Genomic DNA, 22,723 nt, shown 5'->3' with positions numbered 1-22,723 from the left:
ATATTTCATTCATGACTCCAGAAATTTTCGCTTGTCCAATTGATGGTAGTAGTTTAGACGATAGTTTAACTTGCGAGAAAGGGCATAAGTTCTCATATAATAATGGAATATACGATTTCATAAACCAAGATTATAAAGCAGATAAGCTCCTAGAATCAGTCGCACCTATATATGAACAAATTTGGGCTCCTTTTGGCTTTTTTTTAACATCTGCCTTATCTTATAATAGTTTACTTAAGAAAATAGGAAGTATAATGAGCTCTGAAGTAGTTCTAGATATAGGTACAGGTACAGGAAGGCTGTTTGACTTCACTAATTGTAAAACTTGTATAGGAATGGATATTTCTAATAAGTTTTTATATATACTTAAACAGAAGAGAAGTAAAGTTATAGCAGTTCATGGTAATGCGGAAACATTGCCTATAAAGAGCGCTAGTGTAGATTCAGTGTCTTCAATTCTAGTTATACATATGCTTAAAAATCCTCAAGTTGCAATTAAGGAGATTTCCAGGGTTTTAAAAAATAGAGGAAAATGTGCAATCGTAGTTCTTATTTCTAACGGTTTTATATCTAGAATTCTGTCAAAGTGGTGGAAAATAAATCCGAAAGATGATAATTATTATGTTGCTACTATAAAGGAGTTTAGCTTGAAAATCAAAGAAAAACAGATAATGGGTCCATGGGAATTATTCATATGTGAGAAGAACTAGAACGCCAATAGAGATATTGCAAACATTATGAGACCGATACCTTCAACCACCTCAGCTAATCTAAGTATTAATCCAGTCACAAATAAAGCATATAAGGAAATATAAATTCCCATTATTATTCCGAATATGAATAGAAAATACATCACATATCCGATAAATTCAGAATTACCAATGAGTAAGTAGAAATATTTTCTATTTCCTGTAGTACCATATAATAATCGTTCTATACCAATAGCCAATCCAAAGAAATAAAAGATATATGGATTAAAATATAATATGGAAGAATATAATAATTCTGTAAAATCAGATCTCAATGAATAGATAAGATAGACTGAAGATAAAACTAATACTAACCCTATTACGGAGCTAGTTATTCTATTTCCTAATAATAACTTAATATCGGCCATTCTACTACACCTACCAATTTTTCTCCCGCTATTATATCTGCTAATTCACCAGCTAAAATACCGCCAACAAAACCTAGCAAAAGACCTGCAAATCCACCAATCTGATATCCTATTCCAGCACCTAAAAAGCCTCCTAATCCCTTTCCAATGTATTTGTCTTCAACAGCGTAGATTGTAGCAAAATCTTTATCCCCTTTCTTTCCCTCCTTACTTAAGAGAAAGGCTAAGTCAGTTATCGCTTCTTTCAGCTCGGGCAAATTACTTCCTCTATATAACGCTATATAATATTCTATTTGACCATTACTCCTCCTTATTAGTGGTATAAAGTCAGCTCTTTTGAGCGACGCTAAGGAATTTGTAGCTGGATTTCCCATTACCTTAAAAATAACTTTAAACACAGATGATTTTACGATTTTTTACCTTTAATACTTTTGCTAGTCCGCTTTACGAACCTAAATCTTTTTACTAATACTGGTTCTTATTATCTTGATTTGCTATGAGTTCTGGAGAGTTAAGAAAATTTTACGCTGTGGCCCAAATAGATAATTTTGAAGTTCCAGAAAACATAGCAACATCAAAACTTCACTTACATATTTCTTCAGCAATAGATGAAGCTATAGAAAATGTAAAGGAGTACTTAAAGAACTCCGGTCTCAATGGTAATTTTGCAACAAACGTATTAGTTTTTGTTAGAGAGGAATCAGTGACAAGACTCATAGAAACAGTTAAGGCTAAGATAAGAACATAAAATAAATAATGGTTGAGCTTTCTGAGCCTTTAGAAAATTACCTTAAGGAAATCTATGAAATTGAATCGATAAATGGAACAGCAAAGGTAACTGATCTCATTATAGCTTTTCAAGTCTCTCCAGGAACTATAAGTAAGGCTTTAGAGAGGCTTGAGTCTCTTGGATTAATAGATCGGAAAAATAAGAGACTAAGATTAACTGATGATGGCTTAAGAATTGCAGAAAGATTAGTTAGATCTCATAGGCTTTCCGAAAGATTGCTAACTGATATATTAGGAATAGATTGGATCAGGGCCCATGAGATAGCGCACAGACTTGAACATATATGGCCAGACGATATTCTTCAAAGAATCGATGAAGTGTTAGGATTTCCAAAAACATGTCCTCATGGTCATCCAATTCCTGGAAGATTGGAGATCCACGGCGAGCTATTATCTAAGGCTAAATTAGGAAAGTATAAGATTATTATGATTATAAAAGAAGAAGAATGGATACTTAGAAAGGCAGAAGAGTTTGGCCTATTCCCTGGTAAAGAATTAACTCTTAAGAACTCTTCCAATAACGAGATACTAATAGAAGTAAATGGAAAAGATGAAAGTATACCTATAATGGTCGCAGAACAGGTGATGGTTGATGGAACTTAATGAATTAATGAAAAAAATCCTTGTACATATATACAAATACGGTCCTGATAACCCTTGGTATATGGCTAGACGACTTTTAGGAGAGAGTGGATGGGCTCCAAAATATAGCGTTGATGAAATTGAGGAATCCTGTAGGAAGCTAGAGGAGATGGGATATTTAACAAGGTTTCAAGGTGCTCTTAAGAGATCTGTCACATCTTCAGTTAAACCTTGGCTAAAGGTAAAGGCAAAGGAGTTAGGTCATAAACCTAAGGGAATTTATTACGACTTATCAAAAGAGGGAAGAAGAATAGCTTCACAGTTATATAAAGAAACATATAAGGAAAACGAAGACAAACATCATAAGACAAAAAAATGATTTTGAGATTAATATCTCCTGTTAACAGCTATAAAACTCACTTCAAATAAATAGGAATTAAAACGGCTACTTGATAGAGATAACTATGGAAGTAGATTCTATCATAAGACAAATTTTACGATTAGCCGATCCTTACACAGCATTATCTAAAAAGATCAGCCTCTCCCGTAATTCCATAAAGATAGAAAATTTTGAGCTCAACTTTACAAGACCTTTAATTATTGCTGTCGGTAAAGCATCGTATAAAATGGCTAAATTCTTTCTTGATAGAGTAAAACCGGTTCAATCTCTTGTTGTCTCACCTTATGGAACTAAGATTGATCTAGATTCAAACGTAATTTACGCTGGACATCCCCAAGTTGATGAAAATAGTATAAAAGCTGGAGAGATGGCAGAGAAATTACTGAAAGAGGAGGACTATGATGTCCTTTTTTTCTTACTATCAGGAGGCGCATCGGCTTTGATGGAAGTTCCAGTTATTTCACTTAATGAGTATAGAAAAATAAATGATATATTAATAAAGTCTGGATTAGGAATAAAAAATATTAACATAGTAAGAAAGCATCTATCTAAACTAAAAGGAGGTAAATTAGCTATGATGTCAAAAGCGCCAGTAGTATCTTTAATTATAAGTGACGTTCCAGGTAATAATTTAGATACAATAGGTAGCGGATATACCGTAGCTGACAGTAGTACCGTTGTTGATGCCTCCAAAATACTTAATCAGATGGACTTATCACAATACTCAAATTTTCTTATTGAAAGTCCAAAGCAGGTTAATTCATTTAATTTTATCGTCTTGGATAATATGGATGTCTTAAAAGGTCTTAGAGACTTTTTACCTAATCCTCTTTTACTTACTTCAGAAGTTTCAGGAGAAGCTAAAGATTTAGGTAAATTTCTAGCGTCAATCCATAACTCAATCAATGATTATAAATTACCGTTCGAGGCAGGTACTATACTTATAGGAGGAGAACCAGAAGTTACAATAAGCGGAAAATCGGGAAAAGGCGGAAGGAATGGAGAAGTAGCGTTATCTTTTCTTAAAAATATAAGGAAGAAAAAAGATTTTACCTTATATGCTATAGCTACTGATGGAATAGATGGTAATAGCGAGTATGCAGGTTGTATTCTAAAAGACATAGATATACCAGAAGAGGAGATAAATGCTCATCTAAAGCAGCATTCAAGCTACGAATTACTTGAAAAATACTCACTAACAGTAAATACAGGTCCAACATACACGAATGTAAATAATATTTACATCTTAATTGAATCGTGACCCATGATTCTCTTTTGCAAAGTAAGAAGACCTCTGGCTATTGCTTCAGGCCTTATAGGACACCCAGGAACATATATGTCTACTGGTATTCCAACCTCTGAAGGTAATACAGTATTGTACGAATTCCAAAATATACCTCCTTCTAAACTACATGCACCTATAGCCATTACATATTTTGGTTCTGGCATCTGTTCATATACTATTCTAGCCGCTCTAGCCATCTTTCTGGTCATTGTCCCTTCTATTACAAGGATATTTGATTGCCTAGAGGAAGAGAATGGTAACATTCCATATCGTTCACCATCAAATCTTGCAGCAGAAAAAGCTCCAAACTCAGCTCCACAACAACTTGTAGTAAAGTGTGGAGGCCATAAAGAGAATGCAGTACCCCAGTCTCTTAATTCCTTTATTGGTTTTTTGTTTAATAACCAAACCAAAGCCTTTTTGGTAACTTCTTGTAAATTTCCCGATAGTAAGATTTGATCACTCATAATTATCTGCAATTATATTCGAAGCTTTACTTAAATAGGTTTGCTAGATAAAATTTAATATTCCCATCCTAGAGAGTTTAAATCTTTCCGATTTCATCACAACTTCAGAGATCACCTCACAAATCATCAATCATTAATTTTCAGTCATCCTTGTTATGCCATCTGTAGCATTCGGTGGTTTCCTCATCATTACTTATTAATTCTACAGATTCTCATAAAAGTTAAAATGACTATAGTACTTAAAGTAGACCCTTTGAATCCAGAAATTGAAAAGATTAGGATTGCAGCCGACTATATAAAGAAAGGAGCAACAGTTGCTTTCCCTACAGAGACAGTATATGGACTAGGAGCTGACGCTTTTAACCCACAAGCTGCAAGAAAAGTATATGAAGCTAAGAATAGACCCATGGATAACCCGCTGATAGTTCACATTGCTGATTTGAATCAATTATTTGATGTTGCGAAGAATATTCCAGACTATGTCTTAGACCTAGTCCAAAAAGTTTGGCCAGGTCCAATCACCTTCATATTGCCGAAAACAGATAAGGTCCCTAAGGAAACTACGGCAGGATTAGATACAGTGGCAGTAAGATCACCTGCTCATCCCATTGCTCTTCAACTAATAAGGGAAAGCGGAGTGCCAATAGCAGCACCTAGTGCAAACTTAGCTACAAAACCTAGTCCGACTAAAGCTGAACATGTAATTGAAGACATGAATGAAAGAGTTGACGTAATCATAGACGGAGGAGAAACGTTCTTTGGTGTTGAGTCAACAATAGTTAATGTCACAGTAAATCCACCTACTCTACTGAGACCAGGTCCTTTCACCGTTGAAGAACTGAAAAAAATCTTTCCTGACCTAGAAATTCCACAAGAACTTTTTAAGGGAGGATTCAAGGTAGCTCTAGCGCCGGGAATGAAGTATAAACACTATGCTCCTTCAAAGAAGATGATATTAGTAGAAGATCAGAATATATTCGTGGATGTAGTGAAAATTTTACGCAAAAAATACACAACTGTAGCAATATGCCTAAGCGAAGATTGCGGGAAAATCGACGAACCAAGAATACAGCTAGGGAGTAAGGAGAATCTTTATGAAGTCGCAAAAAACTTGTTTGATGCATTTAGAAGATTAGATAAAATGGACGCGGATCTAGGAGTCCTTGAAGGAGTTGAAGAAAAAGGAATAGGATTAGCGATAATGAATAGATCTAGAAAAGCGTCCGGATTTTCAGTAGTAAAAGAAAAAGGAGATGTAAGCAAATATGTTGACATTTAGAGCTCCTAAAATTACCTCAACTCAAGATTTTGCAGAAGCTGTTCACAATATGTTATTTTCAGATTTTATAGTAATAGCAGATGAACAGACAAAAGCAAGAGGAAGATATAGGAGGGAATGGTATTCACCTATCGGTGGATTATGGTTCACATATGCTAAGAAGGGAATTCCTACGGAAAAAGTACCATCCTTAAGTATAATTACATCACTTGCAGTTAGAAAAGTTCTTTCAAACTATGTAGATTCAAGAATAAGATGGCCTAATGATATCACAGTATCAGACAGAAAAATCTCAGGAATCCTTATTGAAGCCGAAGCATTAGGCAATATCTCTACCGTATTTATAGGAATAGGTATAAATTCTAATGTGAAGGAATTTCCTCAAGAACTCTACGCTACTTCATTGCTCTTAGAAACTGGTAAAAATGTAAATAACGATGAAATTTTAGATCGCGTAATCAAATCTATAGAGGAGTATTATAGAGAGATAGATAACACTGAGAAAATAATAAGTGAGGTTAATGAATTCCTTTCTATGAAGGAGAGAAAAATTAGATTAATTGAGAAAGATTCTGAGAAAAAATGTGTTGCTCTCTTTGTGGATAGATATGGAAGGCTAGTAACTGACTGCGGTATATTTGAAGCTGAGGACGTATTAAGAGTAGAAGTTATTTGATTACTATTTCTTTATTACTAAGACTGGAACTTTAGCCTCTTGAACTATCCTTGAGGAGACACTACCTAAGAATATTCTTTTTATAGCTGACAACCCTCTACTACCAGTGACTATTAGGTCTATGTTATTTTTGCTAGAATATTCGAGAATTGCAGAAGCAGGTTCTCCTTCAAGAGTTACGCCTTCAGCGTCTATTCCCTTCTCCTTAGAAATCTTTTTTGCCTCCTCTATATCGGCTTTCGCTCTGTTATACACAGAATCTATAACATCAGCAGGAACAGGAGCTATTCCAGCGCCAGCGAAAACTGCAGTATCTACAACTTCTACAACTTCTAATTTTGCATTATACTTTTTAGCTAAATCTATTCCTACCTCTAATGCTTTTTTTGCGTGTTCCGAACCATCATACGCTACCAAAATATGATTAAACATATATTCTTCATAACAGTTTTCTAACTCTTGTATTTAAGTTTCACAAATGCTTTATAGAGCAACTTTCAGCTAGAAAGATACAGAGACATACTACTTGTATGACTTCATTTGTTTACCTAACGTCGCATCTCTTAAAGGACCCGCATCAGATCCTATAAAGTTGTCACGCCCATACTAGCAAGAGCAAGGAATAGTTATAAAGCAGAAGATCAATTATTGGAGTAATTTGCTAAGTTATTGGGATAAGATCTTTTGAGTTAAGTTTATGATTTTTATATAATAAAAAGACCATAAATCAAAGTCCTGTAATTAATTTATAAAAATAAAACTTAAAATATCGTATAATACACAAAGCTTACTTGTACTGTTTCAAGACGTGAACTATTGAATATAGATCCTACAATGTATTAGTTTCAGATAATCTTATTTTTTTGTATTTTTTCCTCATAGTCAGTCTAAATAAACTCTTAATTCAGTAAGTCAATAAATTATCTATGTTCAACATTCTAGTTACAAAAGAATTGCCAGGTGACTGGTTGGGTTTACTAGGAAAGGAGTGTAAGATAGACCTTTGGAAAGATGTTTATCCACCACCTAAACAATGCCTCATGCAACACATTAAGGATAAAGATGGAGCTTTAGTCACACTCACTGAGAAAATAGATAAGGAAATAATAGACGTAGCTTCAAAATTAAAAGTAATAAGTACTTACAGCGTAGGTTACGATCATATAGATGTGAGATACGCAATTTCAAAGGGAATTATAATTACTTACACACCAGAAGTACTTACCGAGGCTACGGCTGATCTTATTTTTGGTCTCATTTTAGCATCAGCAAGAAGAATTGCTGAAGGAGACAGGGTCATACGTAAAGGTCAGTGGAATACACCTTGGTATCCTACGTTTATGCTAGGAAGAGAGGTCTTTGGAAAAACTATAGGAATCATAGGTATGGGCAGAATAGGGAAAGCTGTGCTCAGAAGAGCAAAGGGATTCAGTATGAGAGTGGTGTATTACTCAAGAGAGAGACATAACGTTGATGCAGAATACCTAAATTTAGATGAACTACTAAAGACATCAGACTTTGTTATTGTATCTGCTGAACTTAATGAATTAACATATCACATGATAAATGAAGATAAACTAAGATTAATGAAAAAGGATTCTTTCTTAATAAATGCCTCTAGGGGAAAAATAGTAGATGAAAAAGCATTGATAAAAGCTCTAACTGAAGGGTGGATTGCAGGAGCCGGACTTGACGTTTTTGAGAATGAACCTTTGCCTAGAGATAGCAAACTGGTAAACCTTGAAAACGTAGTTCTAACTCCTCATTTGGGAAGCGCAACGGTTGAGACCAGGGAAAGGATGGCCGAAATTGCAACTAAAAACTTATTATTAGCGCTAAAAGGGGAGAAACCAATTTATGAAGTTAGATTTTGAAAAGTACTTTGAAGATGCTAAATTAGGATATTACAGGATAATGGTTATTATTCAAGGAGATAATGCATTAGATAATACAATACAACTAGTTCAGCAATATTTGGAAAAAAATAAGGAATCTAAAATAGCTTATGCTTTCCATCCGTGGATTAATGGAAGTAAAAATAGGCTTAATCAATTCAAAGAAAAGATAGGTAAGATTGTGGATATAGATTACTCATCTTCAGAAAAATACTTAGGAGAAACATTTAACGTAGTCATTTTAGATGCAATAGATGATTTTAGACCAAATTATATTTCAAGGCTTACAGACCTAGCCTCCGGAGGAGGGTTAATTGTTTTGTATAGCAATGATATAAGTAGGGGAAAGCTATATAAAGAGTCCATAACTAGAGATGGAAAGGTCAAAGATCTATTTGAGGAAAGATTCTTAAGCTTAGCTAAACAACACAGAGGCATCGCAGTAATTGAGAATCAAGAGGTCTTTTTTAAACCATTTAACTCATCTGAGTCAAATAAGCCCTTAAAAGGAAAAAATAGCGCTAAAATTTCAAAGGCAATTTATTCCCTATGTGTCTCAAACGATCAAGTTAAACTAATTGAAGAATTTTCGAATTTTTTTAACTTAAGAGGAAAAAGAATATTTTCTGTTACTGCACCTAGAGGAAGGGGGAAAAGTGCAGGAGTAGGTCTAGCATTAGCGGAATTTATTAAGAAAAGAAGAGATCCAATTACAGTATATATTACGTCCCCATCATATTTTTCCTCATACTCTATTTTAGACTTTCTACTAAAAGGACTAGATGCTCTAGGGATAAGATATAGAAGAGTTATATCTAAGGAAGGAAAAATAATGAAAGTTACTGCTGGAGAAGCTATAGTAAGATGGACTTCTCCAGATCTAGCTAAAGATGCCAATGCAGATATGTTAATAGTGGATGAGGCTGGAAGTCTTGGTGTCGAATATCTTGAAAACTATGTAAGTAAATGGGAAAAAGTTGCGCTAATAACAACAGTTTATGGATATGAAGGTTCTAATAAGGCTTTCATTAAGTTCTTAGACTCCTTAAACCAGTCTAATCTCCAAAGACTCAAATTAACATATCCTATAAGATACGCTAAAGGAGACCCCGTTGAAAAATTCATAAATGATGTCATGTTATTTGAAGTTGAACCTTCCTATTCAGTTCAAGACTCTGTATCTGAGATTAGACAAGAGGATCTATTTTCTAACGAAAAATTATTAAAGGAAGTATATGGAGTCCTCGTAACTGCACATTATAGAAACTCGCCCGATGACCTTATGTTTTTAGGAGATATGCCAAATCAAAGAATTTTTGCCTACGGTTCGTCCGCGGTAGCACAAGTACTCGAAGAAGGTAATCTTGCCTATGAGAAAATTCATGAAATATATGAGGGGAAAGAACTAGAAGGCAATCTAATTCCTGAGAGAATAGTGAAGTATGCTCGATTGAAAGAATTTGGACTGTTTAAGGGACTTAGAGTTATGAGAATAGCTGTATCTCCTTCGCTTCAAGGCAGAGGATATGGAAGCAAACTACTTCAACATATAGAGGAAGTAGCATTAAGCGAAGGTTACGATTGGATAGGTTCCTCTTTTTTAGGTGATGTTAAGGTACTTAGCTTCTGGCTGAAGAATGGATTTATCCCAGTTTATATGGCATCTAAGAAAAACGAAGGATTGGGAGGATACTCTATTATAGTTATAAAGCCATTAAATAAGCAAATAGAACAACTAGCAAAAAACCTCTACTCTTTATTAAAGGACAAGATACTTAGAACATCTCATCAGGTATATTTTAATATTAATCCGATAATACTGTTAAAGATTCTCAGTTGCTGTAAAATTGAAAAGAAATTTGAGATTCCAGAATCGTATCGAGATAAAATATTGGCTTATGTTAACGGGATACTCCCATATAATTCTGTTGCTGAGGCAGTACATTCCATATTGGTAAAGTACTTTTACCTTTTACCAATCCATCTTGACGATATAGAGCTAGGAGTACTTATAGCTAGATGTCTTCAAGGAAAAAGCTGGTATCATTTATCGATCATCTTAGGCATAAACCAAAGTAAAGCCGAGAAAATTCTTAAGGATGCATTAGGGAAGCTTATGCAAATAGACATATAAACTGACTTAATTGAAAATGAGTAAAATATCTGGTTATAATAATATATAATTATATTTACATATAATTATATTTACAACTGAAAGCCTCGCTCTTTAGAGCGGGGAGGAGGTCAGAGTAAGTCAAAAGAAATCTATGATACTGATTCTGTAAATCCTTTCACAGCTATTTCAAGTTCTAATCCCTTCTCTAGACCTTCAAGAATCTCTTTTCCTTTTTTTGTGAGCTTATATACCTTATGCGAACCCTTTGAGTATATTGCCTCTATAAGATTCAGCCCCTCTAGAACATGAAACAGTGCTAGAATCTCATATCTAGGCAACCCTGTCTTGACTACTACTTCTCCTGGATTTAAGGCACCATCCTTAATTGCCTCTAACACTATCTTAATTTCGTACATCAGTTGAAAAGTGGTTCTTTTTTATTTAAAAGATGTTTTACTCATTCTGTGAAATGTGAGGGAAGATATATCCTTAAAGAACTAGAGCGTGTCTACACTACTAATCCTTCCGATTACATAGCGTACGATGTTTGGCTCAAGACCAAAGACCCATTTAAGGTTCTTATTGCAACTATATTATCTCAGAACTCCACTGATCGTGGAGCTTATAAGGCATACTATAACCTTGAGGGTAATATCGGTATATCCTTAGATAAATTAGCTAAGGCTGATATGCTTAATGTCGCCAAGGCAATTAGGAATATTGGGCTCTATAACTCTAAAGCTAAAAGGATAATTGAATTATCAAATATTATTCTTGATAAATACGGAGATCTTAACAATATATTAAACCAAGAGGATAAAGCTAGGAATATTCTAATGAGTTTACCAGGAGTAGGAGAAAAAACAGCAGATGTAGTACTTCTAACCTGTAAAGGATATCCTGTATTTCCAGTTGACACACATATTAAACGTGTTTCATTACGTTTAGGTATAGATGGGAAAAATTATGAGTCCATTTCTAGGAATTTAATGAAAATATTTCCAAAGGATTCCTATCTGAAGGCGCATCATTTACTAATAGCACATGGTAGACTAACCTGTAAGGCGAAAAACCCTTTATGCGAGAAATGCACAATAAACAACTGCTGTGAGTATTACAGTAGAGTGGTTAAATCCAAGAGATCTCATTCCACATGAAGATGTTATACTTTCAAATGTAGAGACAGTTATCAGATGCATAAAAAGGGGAAAGTCTATTTCTCCGGTTATAGCAGATTCCGCTTCAAGAGTAATCTTGGATGGACACCATAGAACTTTCGCATCAATAAAGCTTGGTTTAACTAAAGTACCTGTAATACTCCTAGATTACTCTAGCCCGAGTATCCATGTTGACAGATGGTTACGAAAAATAGGTGATTTAGGTATAGCAGAACTTCTTCTTCCCAAAAGTCTAGGAAATATATGCGTTAGAATAGGTTCCAAAAAACTTTGCGCTAATTCTCCTTATTCTCTATATTGGAAATTACAGCAATTTGAAAGTCATTTAAAGAGCATTGGGATCAATGTAATTAAGAACTCTGAAAGTGGTATTATTCCGCCTCAACTACAGAAGAATTATATTGTAAATATTGCTCTTAGGGGACTAAGATTTCCTCCAAAAACTACTAGACATACCTATAATTTTATTATCCCACGGGAAAGAGTTTCCATAAATGCCTATTATTGATATATTACTGCAGCTCTTGATTTTTATAATACCGTCACTAACTTTAGGTTATCAATTATTCCTCTTTAGAGTGGGTAGTAAGATTAGAGAGCCAGAAGACGATATATCGAAATATCCAAGCCTTTCTATTATAGTTCCAACTAAAGGTGAAAAAGTTGAAATAATACAAGGTTTAATAGATAATCTAGATAAAATCTACTGGGAAAAGGAAAAAATGGAAATAATAATCGTATCAGATGATGATGAAAAATATTTTGAAGTAATAAAGGACAGCTTACGTATACCTGCTGAACTTCATGTTAGATTATTTAGGCGAGAAAGGAAGCTTGGATTTAAAAGTGGGGCTCTAGCCTACGGATATGAAAAAGCTAGTGGAGATTTAATTGTCACACTGGATGTTGATGCAAGACTAAGAAACGATTCTCTTAAAAGGGCGTACGCTCACATGTTAAAGTTTGGATGCGACGCAGTTACTATGAACTGGATAGGATATACAAGAAATAATTTCTCCCTTTTAGCTAAAGGATTAATGGTATCTACAATAATTGGTGATAATTCAATATTAACTGGGAGATATAAGATCAATCTAAAGGTCTTCCCTGTAGGATGTGGAACTTTGTATAAAAGATCTGCAATACAAGAAATTGGACCTTGGGACTATAGGATGATTCAGGACGATCTAGAAATAGGCACAAGATTAATTAAACATGGAAAGAGAATATGTTCTTCTGATTCTCCAGTATTTGTAGAAGTCCCTGATAATTTGTACGCTTTTTTTGTACAACAAACGAGATGGGCTATGGGAACTGTAGAAGTTCTAACAAGAAGGATAAAGGAGATAATTTATGGTAAAGCTAACTTTATTCAAAAAGTAGATATGATACTATTCCTCATGCAATACTTTCCTGTTGCTTTAACTTTTATTGCAGCTTTAGTATTATCCCTCTATTCCATAATAGCACGTAGCGATCCTCTAAACTCTCCTATTCTCTTCTTTATATGGGCCTCGATTCTTGGAATATACGCAGTTAACTTTATACAGATAGCCAGAAAAAACGGATTAGATTTTATAACAGCGCTTAGGTCGTTAGGCAAAGTATCTGCATATACTGTAGCTATTTCACCATTTATGTTAGTTTCGATGTTTAACGCTATAAAAAAGGATAGGAAGTACATAGTTACTCCAAAGGGTAAAGTACAAAAGACTACAATTCAATATATTATCTTAATTTTTGGAATTCTCTTCTTTATATCAAGTTTGATTTATCTATTCCACGGTATTTTACTCTCAGGGATATGGTTGTTATACTATTCTGCAGCGTATATTTTCACATCTTGGGCTTATAGATCAGAGATTCAATAGATTAAATCGAGTTTTTAAGTGAAACAATTCTAACTTAATAAAATGTTGAAATACGCTACAATGCAGTCTGATGAGGAGGTCTACTCATTATTAAGACCTTATGTAGCCTCATGGTTTAAAGAAAAATATGGGGGCTTTACTCTTCCACAGCGATCTGCAATACCTCTAATTAAGGAAAATAGAAACGTGCTAGTGTCTAGTCCAACTGGAAGTGGGAAAACTTTAGCAGCTTTCCTTGGTATTCTAGACACTTTGTTGGAGTTAGCTGAAAACAAAAAACTTGAGGACAAGATATACGCTATTTATATATCTCCCTTAAGAGCTCTGAACAACGATATGTACAAGAATCTTGTAGAACCATTGAACGAAATTAAGAGTAAAAATAAACTAGACTTTGATATTAGAGTTGGCATTAGAACTAGTGACACTTCGCCTTATCAAAAACAGAAAATGCTAAAAGTTCCTCCACATATTCTAATCACAACTCCAGAATCATTTTCTATATCTTTGGTATCGCCTAAATTTAGCCAAAAACTAAAGGATGTAAAATGGATAATTGTAGATGAAATTCATGAATTAGCCGGAAGTAAAAGAGGATCATACCTTGCTGGTTTCCTTGAACTATTTGAAGAATACATAAAGAAAGATAAGGTAACTAGAATAGGATTAAGTGCTACTATCTCGCCATTAGAGGAAATCGCAAAGTTTCTAGTCGGAATCGATAGAGATTGCAATATAGTCGACGCGAGATTTTTAAAGAGAATAGATCTCCGTGTGATTTCTCCCGTCAGAGATTTAGTCAACGCAACAGAAACCGAAATCAATGGGGGAATCTACAAGACAATGGTTAATGAAATAATGAAACATAGAACAACTTTAGTATTTACTAACACTAGACATGCAGCAGAAAGAGTATCTTATAAACTTAAGAAACTCGTAGAGGCTGAAAAGCTATTTGACGCAGATCTAATTGGAGCACATCATAGTAGCCTAAGTAGGGACGTTAGACTAGAGGTGGAAGAAAAACTAAAGAAAGGAGAACTTAAGGTTGTTGTATCTTCTACTAGCTTAGAACTTGGAATAGATATAGGTTATATAGACCTTGTGTTGCTGTTAAGCAGTCCGAAAAGTGTAAGCAGATTATTACAAAGATTAGGCAGAGCTGGACATCATATAAGAAGTACAAGTAAAGGCATTATTCTCGTGGTTGATAGAGATGATTTAGTAGAGTGCACGGTCCTAGCTAAGTTAGCTAAAGAGAGAAAAATAGATAGGGTCTACATTCCAAGAAACCCTTTAGATGTTTTATCACAGTTAATAGTAGCATCCTCTCTTATGGGAGAGACAGACAAGGAATTACTTTATAACACTCTCAAGAAAAGCTATACTTTTGAGACTCTTAAAGAGGAAGATCTAAAATCGGTCATAGATTATTTGACTGGTAGACACGAATTAGATAGCAAAAATGTCTATGCTAAAGTAAGGGAAAATGATGGAAAGATAAGAGTGAAGAAAGGAGCCAGAATGATCTTCTATACGAATAGCGGAACAATTCCAGAAGAATCGCTCATATCCGTATTTACAGAGAACAATAAGTATGTGGGTAACTTAGAGGAAGAATTTGTAGAGATTCTATCCCCTGGAGATATATTTGTGTTAGGCGGTTCTACATATGAGTTTATTACAAGTAAAGGAAATAAAATTATAGCAAAAAAAGCAGAGGGACAAAAACCTACAGTCCCTAGCTGGTTCTCCGAAGTATTACCACTTGCGTACGATTCTGCATTAGAAGTCGGTAAGTTCAGAGAGTATATAACAAATATGATTAGAAATAACGTTAATAGAAGTGAAGCAATAGAGAAAATTTCTAAAGACTTCTGTATATCAAAAACTGCTGCATTCTCGATCTATGAATACATATTAGAAGAATATCTTTTTACCAATGGTAAAGTTCCTAATGATAAATTTATACTAATTGAAATTTACGACGACGAAGAAGGTAGGAGAAACTTCATATTTCATACGCTATATGGTAGGAGGGTAGTTGATTCTCTATCTAGAGCCCTAGCTTATGTCCTTAGTAAAGACTTGAATAGTGATATCAGAATCTCAATGACAGATAATGGATTCATACTCACGATATCAGAAAGAAGAGATTATGATATAGGAAATATTTTCAATAAGATTTCTCCCAATGAAGTTTATACCATTTTAACAGAGGTCATAATGAGAACGGAGATAATTAAGAGAAGATTTAGACATGTTGCTGAACGTTCATTTATGCTGTTAAAGAGATACAAAGGAAGAGAGACTAACTTAGATAGAAGACAAATAAATTCTGAGGTTTTACTTAGTGTTGTAAAAGAAATTCCTAACTTTCCAATACTAAAAGAAACTATAAGAGAAATTCTAGAGGATCATATGGATATAAACAACGCAATAGAAGTTATAAGAAGAGTAAGAAACGGAGAAATAAATGTAGAAGTTATAGGACCTAATACGGTCCCTAGTCCTTTTGCTTATGAGATAATAGCAAAAGAACACTCTGATATAGTTCTAGCAGAAGAAAAGAGAGAACTAATCAAGAAGCTTCATAACGAGGTTATAGAGTTCCTTAGAAAGAAGGGTATCAATATCGACCTCAACTATACCGAAGTCTGAAAAAGTAAACGCTTTTATGCATTTTTTTGTAAGTATTACCCATGGAACTTTCCAGGCTTTCATCCACTCAATGTCCTTATTACTCGGAAAGCATGTAATAAGATGCGTGTGAACTATAGCAGTAATTTCTCCTAATAAAAGGACTTTTCTAAGATAGACTGGATCCATTTCAAACTCATTATCTGACGTGGATATGTTAGGAATTTCATAAAATCTTCCATTAACTATTACGCCACATCTTTCTTTTAGACTCCCCAAAGTCCTTCAAGCCCTGCAATGGACTTCAGAATATCTGTTCTAGTTACTATTCCTATAACTCTCTGAGCAGAATCCAACACGAGTAGTCTACCGACATTATATATAACCATTTTCCTTATTGCTTCAAGAACGTCTTCTTCATCTCTAATCGATATAACATTCTTCTTCATATAGTCTGACACCTTAGCTTCTATATTTCCTTCAAAAAAGGCTTTTATTATATCTGCAGTTGTAATAATACCTTGAACTTTTTCTCCCTCTGCAAGAACTGGAGCTCCTCTAATACCTTCCTTGTACAGAATCATAGAGGCCTCCTTTAAACTCATGTCTGATTTTAGAGAGACTAACTTCTTACCTATAATGTTCTTAATCTTTTCCTTAGGGACACTTATCATCCTTTTAACGTCTATTAGAACCTCCTTCCTACTATCGTCAGCGCTTATAACTACTCCTTCTACCACTAGTCTACTATAAGGTGTAGGGCCTAATCTAACCGGATCGCCGGGCCTAATTTTCCTAAGATCGCCTGAAACTTTAAGAATTACCCTATTTCCAGAGGGATTAGTAACATCAAGGAGTTCAATATTATCTACCTTTATATCTGTCTCGATATTTCCTCTGTATAGACTTAGTTTATCTAGGATAGGCGATATTGTAGGATTCTTTATAAATTCATAAGCCTTGAGCGTCGGTAAATATCCGCCATTTGGACCAGGTTTTGACTCTACTAGACCAAGAACCTTAAGACTCAATATTATGTTTCTAACAGTACCTTCATTCTTTCCTATCATATCTGCAACGTCTTTACTCTTTATCATCTTTTTTCCTTTATTATACAGTTCTATCAAAGCTAAAAGTATCTCCCTTTGTGTAGATGATAAATTCTGCATAACTAATTATAATTTATAACTACGCTTAAAAAGTTCTATGTTTTAGTAGATATCTCTAGAATTCTCTTAATTAGCTTAGGTTTAACGTTAAATACTTCTTGTGAAATCAAAGCAACATAATTAGCTTTAGGTAAAGGATAATCTATACCTATATTAATGGAAATAGCCTTCTTCATGGCAATGTAATTCATTTTATCTCTAATTGCTCCCTCGGCTATACTTTCAGCAAGCTTGAATGCCGTATAGAACCTAGAAAAACTCTTCGCTGTATGAATAATTGCATCATCTCCAGAGGTATAAAGTTTTCTTAGAGCATCAATCAATTTTCTATCATCATAAAATGAAAATACAACATTAACGAAAATAAATCTTAAAGCTCTTGCAAGGATATCCTTGTCCTTATTAGCTTTCTCAAACGCTAGCTCAGGCGAATTACAGATTAGATTAGCTACCTCATCGTAAAGTTCTTCCTTATCAAAAAGAATATCAAAAAGCCGTTTGTAATCGTCATATAGTCCAAGACCTTCTTTTCCTATAACATAAACGCTGATCAATTCCTTCTCATAGAGGTTATTTGATTTGAAACCTCTAAATGGTTTCAGATCATTTTGCTCATATACGCTTTGAAGCAGGGAAATCACTTGGTCTCTATTTAAGCTTTCCCACTCGTCAAGTATTCTTCCCCAAAGATCTGTAAGTACTTTCACTCTAGCCTTGTAAAGCTCCTTAACCATAATATTTCCTTAAGATAATGTGTAGTCTTGCTTAAAAAGGAATATTATACAACCTATCATTTATGGCTGACGAGGAATTAAGCTCCACAATTATCTTAACTTCTACATCAGAGTTAGAGTCTGAAATTAAAAAAATTGAAGAAGAAATAAAAACACATGAGCAATTTGATATAGATTCCCAGAAAAAAGTTTTAGAAGAACTTGAAAGAGTTAAGAAATCGATTTCATGGTTAAAGATTGCAGAATCTCAAGGAATGTGGAAATCCAAAACGTGTAGACATGGAATAAGCGGATCATGCGATGCATGGAATGTTAGCGATCCTATAAAACTAGGAATTCCAGAAGATGCTGTTAATACAAATCAGGATGGCAGCAAAAGAGTATCAATAAACAAGTTTTATAGTATATGCATTACTTGCCCTTTATATGAAGCAAATAGAATAAATCAGACATAAATTTAAATAAAAATATATTTATTATTTTATAGGTAGTTACATAATACTAGTAATGGACTTCATGACCTTCCTATTCTCTAGCTCATCCAGAATCTTTCTTAACTCATCTAATTTCTCATCCTTAATATCAGGATACTCATTGATTATCTCAATAAGAGACGAAACGAGTTCGTTCAACATGATTTTCAAGATCTTTTGTCTTTCCTTACCGTTAGCTATTTCCATGATCTTGAGTATTGTATCATCACTAGGATGTGTCATGCCTCTAGAAAATTTTATTACTGCAGTAGGGGTTAAGCCCAATTCATCAGCCAACGCTTTTCTACTTCTATTCTCTAACATAATCTCTATAATATCATGCCTAGCCTCCTTTCCAAGATTATGTATAGCTTTCATTAGCTTACGTCCTACCCAAAACTTAAAAACAAAACCAATTAATTCACATACGTGATATCAGTTATATTTAATCAAGGTATTATGATTCAAGACATCGTGGAGAAGCCAATTGATAGGGACTTTGTAATGGTAAGACCAGAGAAAGTATTAATTAGTTTTATAGAAAATTCAATATATCTTGGAGTTTTATGGGTAAAACCATGGAGAATAATTGGAAGTATAGGTACGGGAAAAATAGAGGCAGTTGGACTTGATGTAGATTCGTCATTAAATGGGAAAAAAGTGCTCATTATGCCTTTTTCCAAAAAGTATGGAGGTATAGGAACTGAAATAGACGGTTTATTAAGCGAGACTGCTGTAATCCCAGATGACTCTATATTTGAGATACCCTCCGACTACGAGGATAAAATCCTACTATATCCGTTTGCCTCAATAGCTACACAAATAGCTGAAAGATATAAAGGAGAGCGTGTTCTCATAATTGGATCAGGAATAACCTCTATTCTAACTCACTTAGCATTAACGCCATATTCTGAAGTAAATATATTTACAGACATACAAATACCTAAAGAACTTGGAATAACGCCGATTAAAAATCCAGAGAAGAAATGGGATGTAGTAGTTGTAGCTACCATGCGTAGTTGGGCAAGATATGCGGCAGAAAAGCTAATAACAGATAACGGGACAGTAGTTATTCCAACATTTATGTCTTCCTGGCCTCCAGCTTGTCCTAAGAATTCGGTAAAAATATATCCAGAAAAAGTTCAAGGCGCGTTACAATTATTAGATAAAATACCAGAGAAAATATTTAATATATTAATAGGCTATTCTGATGATATAATGTCGTCAATCCCTACTTCAAAAAATGGAGTTATCGTAGAGGTAAACAAGGCGATTCCTGTTACTCTTTAATTAATTGGCCGAGTATTTTTATTCCTCTCTCCAGCTGTTCCCTGTTGGGAAAGCTAAAGTTAAGTCTCATAGTATTCCTTCCGCTGTAATCATAGAAGAAACTTGAGCCGGGTACGTATGCCACACCGGAATTAAGAGCTTTAGAAAGAAGCTGAAGAGTGTCAATTTTCTCTGAAGCCCATGCAAACACAAACATTCCTCCCACGGGTTTGGACCATTTAGCAGTCTTAGGGAAGTAGTCCTCCATTGCCTTTAACATAACATCCCTCTTTTCCTTATAAAGGCTCCTTATTTTAGGAAGGTTATTCTGTATGACATTTCTTTTTATAGCCTCAGCTGCTATAAATTGTGTAAATGAAGGTGTATGAAGATCCACATTCTGCTTGAACAATTCAACTTCATTAATTATCTCTTGATCGGCAACGATCCAACCTAATCTCATACCAGGAGCTAAGATCTTGCTAAAAGTCCCAGTATAGATAACTCTTCCTTCTTTATCTAATGCCTTTATAGCAGGTGGTGCCTCACCATCAAATACGAGAAATCCATAAGCATCGTCTTCAATTATTAGGAAGTCATATTCTGAGGCTAACTCAAGGACTCTTTTTCTATCATCTAACGTAAGGGTTGTGCCTCCAGGGTTCTGTGCTGTAGGTATTATATAAAGGAGTTTTGGCTTCTGATTTTCTTCTTTCATTCTTTTCAATTGCTGTTCTAAGGAGTCAAGATCTGTTCCACTATCTGTTACAGGAATTCCATGAAAGGTTGGAGTTCTAGACCTTAAGATGTTAAGCGCTGCTAAATAGCTTGGCATTTCTACAAATACGTGATCCTTTGGATCCACTAGAATATTGAATAGAATAAATAAGGCTTCTTGACTACCAACTGTCACGAAAATATTTTCATTATTTATATTCATAATTCCTCTTTTATTTGATAAATTTACTAGTGACTCTCTAAGTTCTGGAATTCCTGCAGTAGCTGAGTACTGGAGAGCTCTTGAAGAGAAATTTTGTAGTACATAATCGGTTATATTCTTTATATCCTCTGAAGGAAAAGTCGATGGATCAGGAAGTCCTCCGGCTAGGCTTATTACGTTTTTCCCCTCTGTTAACTTCAGAAGGTCTCTAATTTCTGAAGTCTTTAGGAGAGAAGTCTCCCTAGATAAAAATCTTTCCCATTTAGACATAACCATTATTAGATTCACCGGATTTATTAATTTATGGAGACTTTTCATGCCGAGATAATCACTATAGGAAACGAGATACTATCAGGTAGAACAGTTAACACTAACGCCTCACATATAGCAAGGAGACTAACTTCTTTAGGATTTAAGGTAAGAAGAATTACAGTTGTAATGGATGAAATAAACGATATTGCTGAAGCCTTTACTGAAGCTATTAGTAGAGAACCAGCCATAATAGTATCAACAGGGGGTTTAGGTCCAACTTATGATGACAAAACATCTGAAGGATTAGCAAAAGCCTTAGGTGTTCCACTAACACTTAATGAAAACGCATTAAACCAAGTAAAAACAAAATACCTACAAAAAGGAATAGAAATAACCCAAGAAAGAATGAAAATGGCCATGCTACCGCTAGGAGCTGAACCAGTAGAAAATTATGTTGGTATTGCCCCAGGGATATACATGGAACGGGGAATGATAGAAATTCTATCCACACCTGGAGTTCCAAAAGAAATGGAAGCAGTATTAGAGGTATTCATATCGAAATTCTTGAAGAAAAAGCCATCCGTCAAGTATATCGAAGCAAACTTCGAGGTAAAAGGTATAATGGAATCGGCTCTAGCACCTTTTATAACACAATTAGTAAAAAAATATGATTTATATATAAAAACTCATCCAAAAGGATATGAACTATCAAATCCTATGCTTGAAATACAAATCGCTGGAAGTGATAAAGACGAGATAAACCTAGATAAGAGAATCAGTTACTGTAAAGAAGAAATAAAGGAAAAAGTAAAGGAATTAGGAGGTCTAATCGTTGAGTAATTCAAGGATTGACTTCGCTAAGATATCAGGACACTCAAAGTTAAGTAAATGACCATATCCATCTATTATCTTATACTTTATTTTTGGCACTAACTTAAAAGTCTCAAGGTTTTTTGAAAGATTATCTAGACTACCATATATCAGTCTTAGGGATGTATTAAGTCTCGATAAAAACTGTGAATAATCTTTAGCATGAAGGAGACCCTCCACAGTATTCCTATAACCTAGAGGACTATTTTCTGAATATACCTCGTTCAAAGATAACCAGGCCTTTGAATTCTTAGTTAGAGAATCAGGAAAGTCGCCCTTTATTCTTCTATATTCCGCTAGAGCACGCATACCAAATTGTGATGCTATATTTACATATATCCAATAAGGTTCTGGGTTAGGAGATTTATAAAGTGCACCTATAAGTAACATTTTATCCAGATGATATTGTAAAGAATATTCTAATGCGATTAAACTACCAATAGAGTGTCCGACAAGTATAGGATTATCTAAACGAAGATAATCTATTAAATTCCTTAAATCCCTAGCGTGATCTGAAATTGTATACTCAAGTGGAGGTACTGAGGATCTACCATGACCTCTAAGGTCATAGACTATTACCATGAACTCTTCAGAAAGAGGTAAAACAACGTCTCTCCAACTTTTAGATGAACCACCTAAGTGGTGAATTAAAACTATGGGTTTACCACTTCCATGAATTTCGTAGTAAAGTCTTACATCCTCTAAATAAATGTATGGCAAT

General features: G+C 34.4%; 26 protein-coding genes and 1 pseudogene. 16 read left to right on the top strand and 11 right to left on the bottom strand.

The window, feature by feature from the left end; translation table 11 throughout:
• Positions 1 to 11: 11 nt before the first annotated feature.
• Entirely contained in the window at positions 12 to 710 is a 699-nt protein-coding gene (locus CM19_RS09780) for a class I SAM-dependent methyltransferase (RefSeq protein WP_048100250.1), read from the top strand.
• Here the strand turns inward: CM19_RS09780 and CM19_RS09775 are convergent.
• Both CM19_RS09775 and CM19_RS09770 read right to left on the bottom strand, forming a co-directional pair.
• A complete protein-coding gene (locus CM19_RS09775) occupies positions 707 to 1,117 on the bottom strand; it encodes a hypothetical protein (protein ID WP_048100249.1) in 411 nt (136 codons plus the stop codon). The genes CM19_RS09780 and CM19_RS09775 overlap by 4 nt on opposite strands.
• Positions 1,093 to 1,515 carry a hypothetical protein gene (locus CM19_RS09770; RefSeq protein ID WP_048100248.1) on the bottom strand — a complete coding sequence of 141 codons (423 nt, stop codon included), beginning with the start codon at positions 1,513 to 1,515 and terminating at the stop codon, positions 1,093 to 1,095. The genes CM19_RS09775 and CM19_RS09770 overlap by 25 nt, the downstream gene beginning before the upstream one ends.
• Positions 1,516 to 1,613: 98 nt before the next feature.
• On the opposite strand from CM19_RS09770, the gene CM19_RS09765 reads away from it, so the two are divergent.
• The 4 genes from CM19_RS09765 (at position 1,614) to CM19_RS09750 (ending at position 4,149) form a co-directional block, all read left to right on the top strand.
• Positions 1,614 to 1,865 carry a hypothetical protein gene (locus CM19_RS09765; RefSeq protein ID WP_048100247.1) on the top strand — a complete coding sequence of 84 codons (252 nt, stop codon included), beginning with the start codon at positions 1,614 to 1,616 and terminating at the stop codon, positions 1,863 to 1,865.
• Between the two features lie 8 nt (positions 1,866 to 1,873).
• Positions 1,874 to 2,509, top strand: coding sequence for a metal-dependent transcriptional regulator (locus CM19_RS09760; protein ID WP_048100246.1), 636 nt, complete (start codon positions 1,874 to 1,876; stop codon positions 2,507 to 2,509).
• Entirely contained in the window at positions 2,499 to 2,867 is a 369-nt protein-coding gene (locus CM19_RS09755; RefSeq protein ID WP_048100245.1) for a hypothetical protein, read from the top strand. Before CM19_RS09760 ends, CM19_RS09755 begins: the two co-directional genes overlap by 11 nt.
• 85 nt (positions 2,868 to 2,952) lie before the next feature.
• The gene (locus tag CM19_RS09750) at positions 2,953 to 4,149 is read left to right on the top strand and encodes a glycerate 2-kinase (protein ID WP_048100286.1); all 1,197 of its coding nucleotides are present in this window, start codon (positions 2,953 to 2,955) and stop codon (positions 4,147 to 4,149) included.
• On the opposite strand, the gene CM19_RS09745 is transcribed toward CM19_RS09750, so the two are convergent.
• A complete protein-coding gene (locus CM19_RS09745; RefSeq protein WP_048100244.1) occupies positions 4,128 to 4,640 on the bottom strand; it encodes an NADH-quinone oxidoreductase subunit B in 513 nt (170 codons plus the stop codon). The two genes, CM19_RS09750 and CM19_RS09745, sit on opposite strands and share 22 nt — an antisense overlap.
• Positions 4,641 to 4,866: 226 nt before the next feature.
• Here CM19_RS09745 and CM19_RS09740 point away from each other — a divergent pair, with 226 nt between their 5' ends.
• Entirely contained in the window at positions 4,867 to 5,919 is a 1,053-nt protein-coding gene (locus CM19_RS09740; protein WP_048100243.1) for an L-threonylcarbamoyladenylate synthase, read from the top strand.
• Positions 5,906 to 6,595, top strand: coding sequence for a biotin--[acetyl-CoA-carboxylase] ligase (locus CM19_RS09735; RefSeq protein ID WP_048100242.1), 690 nt, complete (start codon positions 5,906 to 5,908; stop codon positions 6,593 to 6,595). Before CM19_RS09740 ends, CM19_RS09735 begins: the two co-directional genes overlap by 14 nt.
• A 3-nt stretch (positions 6,596 to 6,598) precedes the next feature.
• Here CM19_RS09735 and CM19_RS09730 read toward each other — a convergent pair whose 3' ends face one another.
• Positions 6,599 to 7,027, bottom strand: a complete 429-nt coding sequence (locus tag CM19_RS09730; RefSeq protein ID WP_048100241.1) for a universal stress protein — start codon at positions 7,025 to 7,027, stop codon at positions 6,599 to 6,601.
• Positions 7,028 to 7,521: 494 nt separating this feature from the next.
• Here CM19_RS09730 and CM19_RS09725 point away from each other — a divergent pair, with 494 nt between their 5' ends.
• Positions 7,522 to 8,469 carry a 2-hydroxyacid dehydrogenase gene (locus tag CM19_RS09725; protein WP_048100240.1) on the top strand — a complete coding sequence of 316 codons (948 nt, stop codon included), beginning with the start codon at positions 7,522 to 7,524 and terminating at the stop codon, positions 8,467 to 8,469.
• Entirely contained in the window at positions 8,453 to 10,624 is a 2,172-nt protein-coding gene (locus CM19_RS09720; RefSeq protein ID WP_048100239.1) for a tRNA(Met) cytidine acetyltransferase TmcA, read from the top strand. Before CM19_RS09725 ends, CM19_RS09720 begins: the two co-directional genes overlap by 17 nt.
• Before the next feature lie 131 nt (positions 10,625 to 10,755).
• Here CM19_RS09720 and CM19_RS09715 read toward each other — a convergent pair.
• Positions 10,756 to 11,031, bottom strand: a pseudogene (locus CM19_RS09715) (hypothetical protein); the annotation flags it as partial.
• A gap of 39 nt (positions 11,032 to 11,070) precedes the next feature.
• Here CM19_RS09715 and CM19_RS09710 point away from each other — a divergent pair.
• The 4 genes from CM19_RS09710 to CM19_RS09695 are packed head-to-tail and all read left to right on the top strand — an operon-like array spanning position 11,071 to position 16,316.
• Positions 11,071 to 11,763: an endonuclease III domain-containing protein gene (locus tag CM19_RS09710; protein ID WP_048100237.1), complete on the top strand. Its 693-nt coding sequence runs from the start codon at positions 11,071 to 11,073 to the stop codon at positions 11,761 to 11,763.
• Complete coding sequence (locus CM19_RS09705; protein WP_048100236.1) at positions 11,714 to 12,292, top strand: ParB N-terminal domain-containing protein; 579 nt, start codon at positions 11,714 to 11,716, stop codon at positions 12,290 to 12,292. Before CM19_RS09710 ends, CM19_RS09705 begins: the two co-directional genes overlap by 50 nt.
• Positions 12,285 to 13,655 (top strand): glycosyltransferase family 2 protein, encoded by a 1,371-nt coding sequence (locus CM19_RS09700; RefSeq protein WP_200869407.1) that lies wholly within the window; start codon positions 12,285 to 12,287, stop codon positions 13,653 to 13,655. Before CM19_RS09705 ends, CM19_RS09700 begins: the two co-directional genes overlap by 8 nt.
• Positions 13,656 to 13,700: 45 nt before the next feature.
• Positions 13,701 to 16,316 (top strand): ATP-dependent helicase, encoded by a 2,616-nt coding sequence (locus CM19_RS09695; RefSeq protein WP_420804726.1) that lies wholly within the window; start codon positions 13,701 to 13,703, stop codon positions 16,314 to 16,316.
• Here the strand turns inward: CM19_RS09695 and CM19_RS09690 are convergent.
• From CM19_RS09690 to CM19_RS09680, 3 genes are read right to left on the bottom strand one after another with little or no spacing between them, the layout of a single operon-like run.
• Complete coding sequence (locus tag CM19_RS09690) at positions 16,233 to 16,574, bottom strand: M67 family metallopeptidase (protein ID WP_048100233.1); 342 nt, start codon at positions 16,572 to 16,574, stop codon at positions 16,233 to 16,235. The genes CM19_RS09695 and CM19_RS09690 overlap by 84 nt on opposite strands.
• On the bottom strand, positions 16,562 to 17,464 hold the full coding sequence (locus tag CM19_RS09685; RefSeq protein WP_048100232.1) for a CBS domain-containing protein: 903 nt from the start codon (positions 17,462 to 17,464) through the stop codon (positions 16,562 to 16,564). Before CM19_RS09685 ends, CM19_RS09690 begins: the two co-directional genes overlap by 13 nt.
• A gap of 35 nt (positions 17,465 to 17,499) precedes the next feature.
• On the bottom strand, positions 17,500 to 18,198 hold the full coding sequence (locus CM19_RS09680; protein ID WP_048100231.1) for a DUF2192 domain-containing protein: 699 nt from the start codon (positions 18,196 to 18,198) through the stop codon (positions 17,500 to 17,502).
• 62 nt (positions 18,199 to 18,260) lie between these two features.
• Here CM19_RS09680 and CM19_RS09675 point away from each other — a divergent pair, with 62 nt between their 5' ends.
• Positions 18,261 to 18,653 (top strand): hypothetical protein, encoded by a 393-nt coding sequence (locus CM19_RS09675; RefSeq protein WP_048100230.1) that lies wholly within the window; start codon positions 18,261 to 18,263, stop codon positions 18,651 to 18,653.
• A gap of 36 nt (positions 18,654 to 18,689) precedes the next feature.
• Here the strand turns inward: CM19_RS09675 and CM19_RS09670 are convergent, their stop codons facing one another.
• Entirely contained in the window at positions 18,690 to 19,049 is a 360-nt protein-coding gene (locus CM19_RS09670) for a helix-turn-helix domain-containing protein (protein WP_048100229.1), read from the bottom strand.
• A gap of 51 nt (positions 19,050 to 19,100) precedes the next feature.
• On the opposite strand from CM19_RS09670, the gene CM19_RS09665 reads away from it, so the two are divergent.
• Positions 19,101 to 19,961 (top strand): MDR/zinc-dependent alcohol dehydrogenase-like family protein, encoded by an 861-nt coding sequence (locus CM19_RS09665; RefSeq protein WP_048100228.1) that lies wholly within the window; start codon positions 19,101 to 19,103, stop codon positions 19,959 to 19,961.
• Here CM19_RS09665 and CM19_RS09660 read toward each other — a convergent pair.
• Positions 19,951 to 21,150: an aminotransferase-like domain-containing protein gene (locus CM19_RS09660; protein ID WP_048100285.1), complete on the bottom strand. Its 1,200-nt coding sequence runs from the start codon at positions 21,148 to 21,150 to the stop codon at positions 19,951 to 19,953. The genes CM19_RS09665 and CM19_RS09660 overlap by 11 nt on opposite strands.
• 33 nt (positions 21,151 to 21,183) lie before the next feature.
• Between CM19_RS09660 and CM19_RS09655 the strand changes: the two genes are divergently transcribed.
• Positions 21,184 to 21,972 (top strand): nicotinamide mononucleotide deamidase-related protein, encoded by a 789-nt coding sequence (locus CM19_RS09655; RefSeq protein ID WP_048100227.1) that lies wholly within the window; start codon positions 21,184 to 21,186, stop codon positions 21,970 to 21,972.
• Here the strand turns inward: CM19_RS09655 and CM19_RS09650 are convergent.
• Positions 21,958 to 22,722 carry an alpha/beta fold hydrolase gene (locus CM19_RS09650; protein ID WP_081801263.1) on the bottom strand — a complete coding sequence of 255 codons (765 nt, stop codon included), beginning with the start codon at positions 22,720 to 22,722 and terminating at the stop codon, positions 21,958 to 21,960. The two genes, CM19_RS09655 and CM19_RS09650, sit on opposite strands and share 15 nt — an antisense overlap.
• Between the last annotated feature and the right edge of the window lies 1 nt (position 22,723).

The sequence above is a fragment of the Candidatus Acidianus copahuensis genome (genome assembly GCF_000632495.1).
GTDB classification, from domain to species: Archaea; Thermoproteota; Thermoprotei_A; order Sulfolobales; family Sulfolobaceae; genus Acidianus; species Acidianus copahuensis.
The sequence above is the reverse complement of the archived record's forward strand: the minus strand, read 5'-3'. Positions and strand labels throughout refer to the sequence as shown.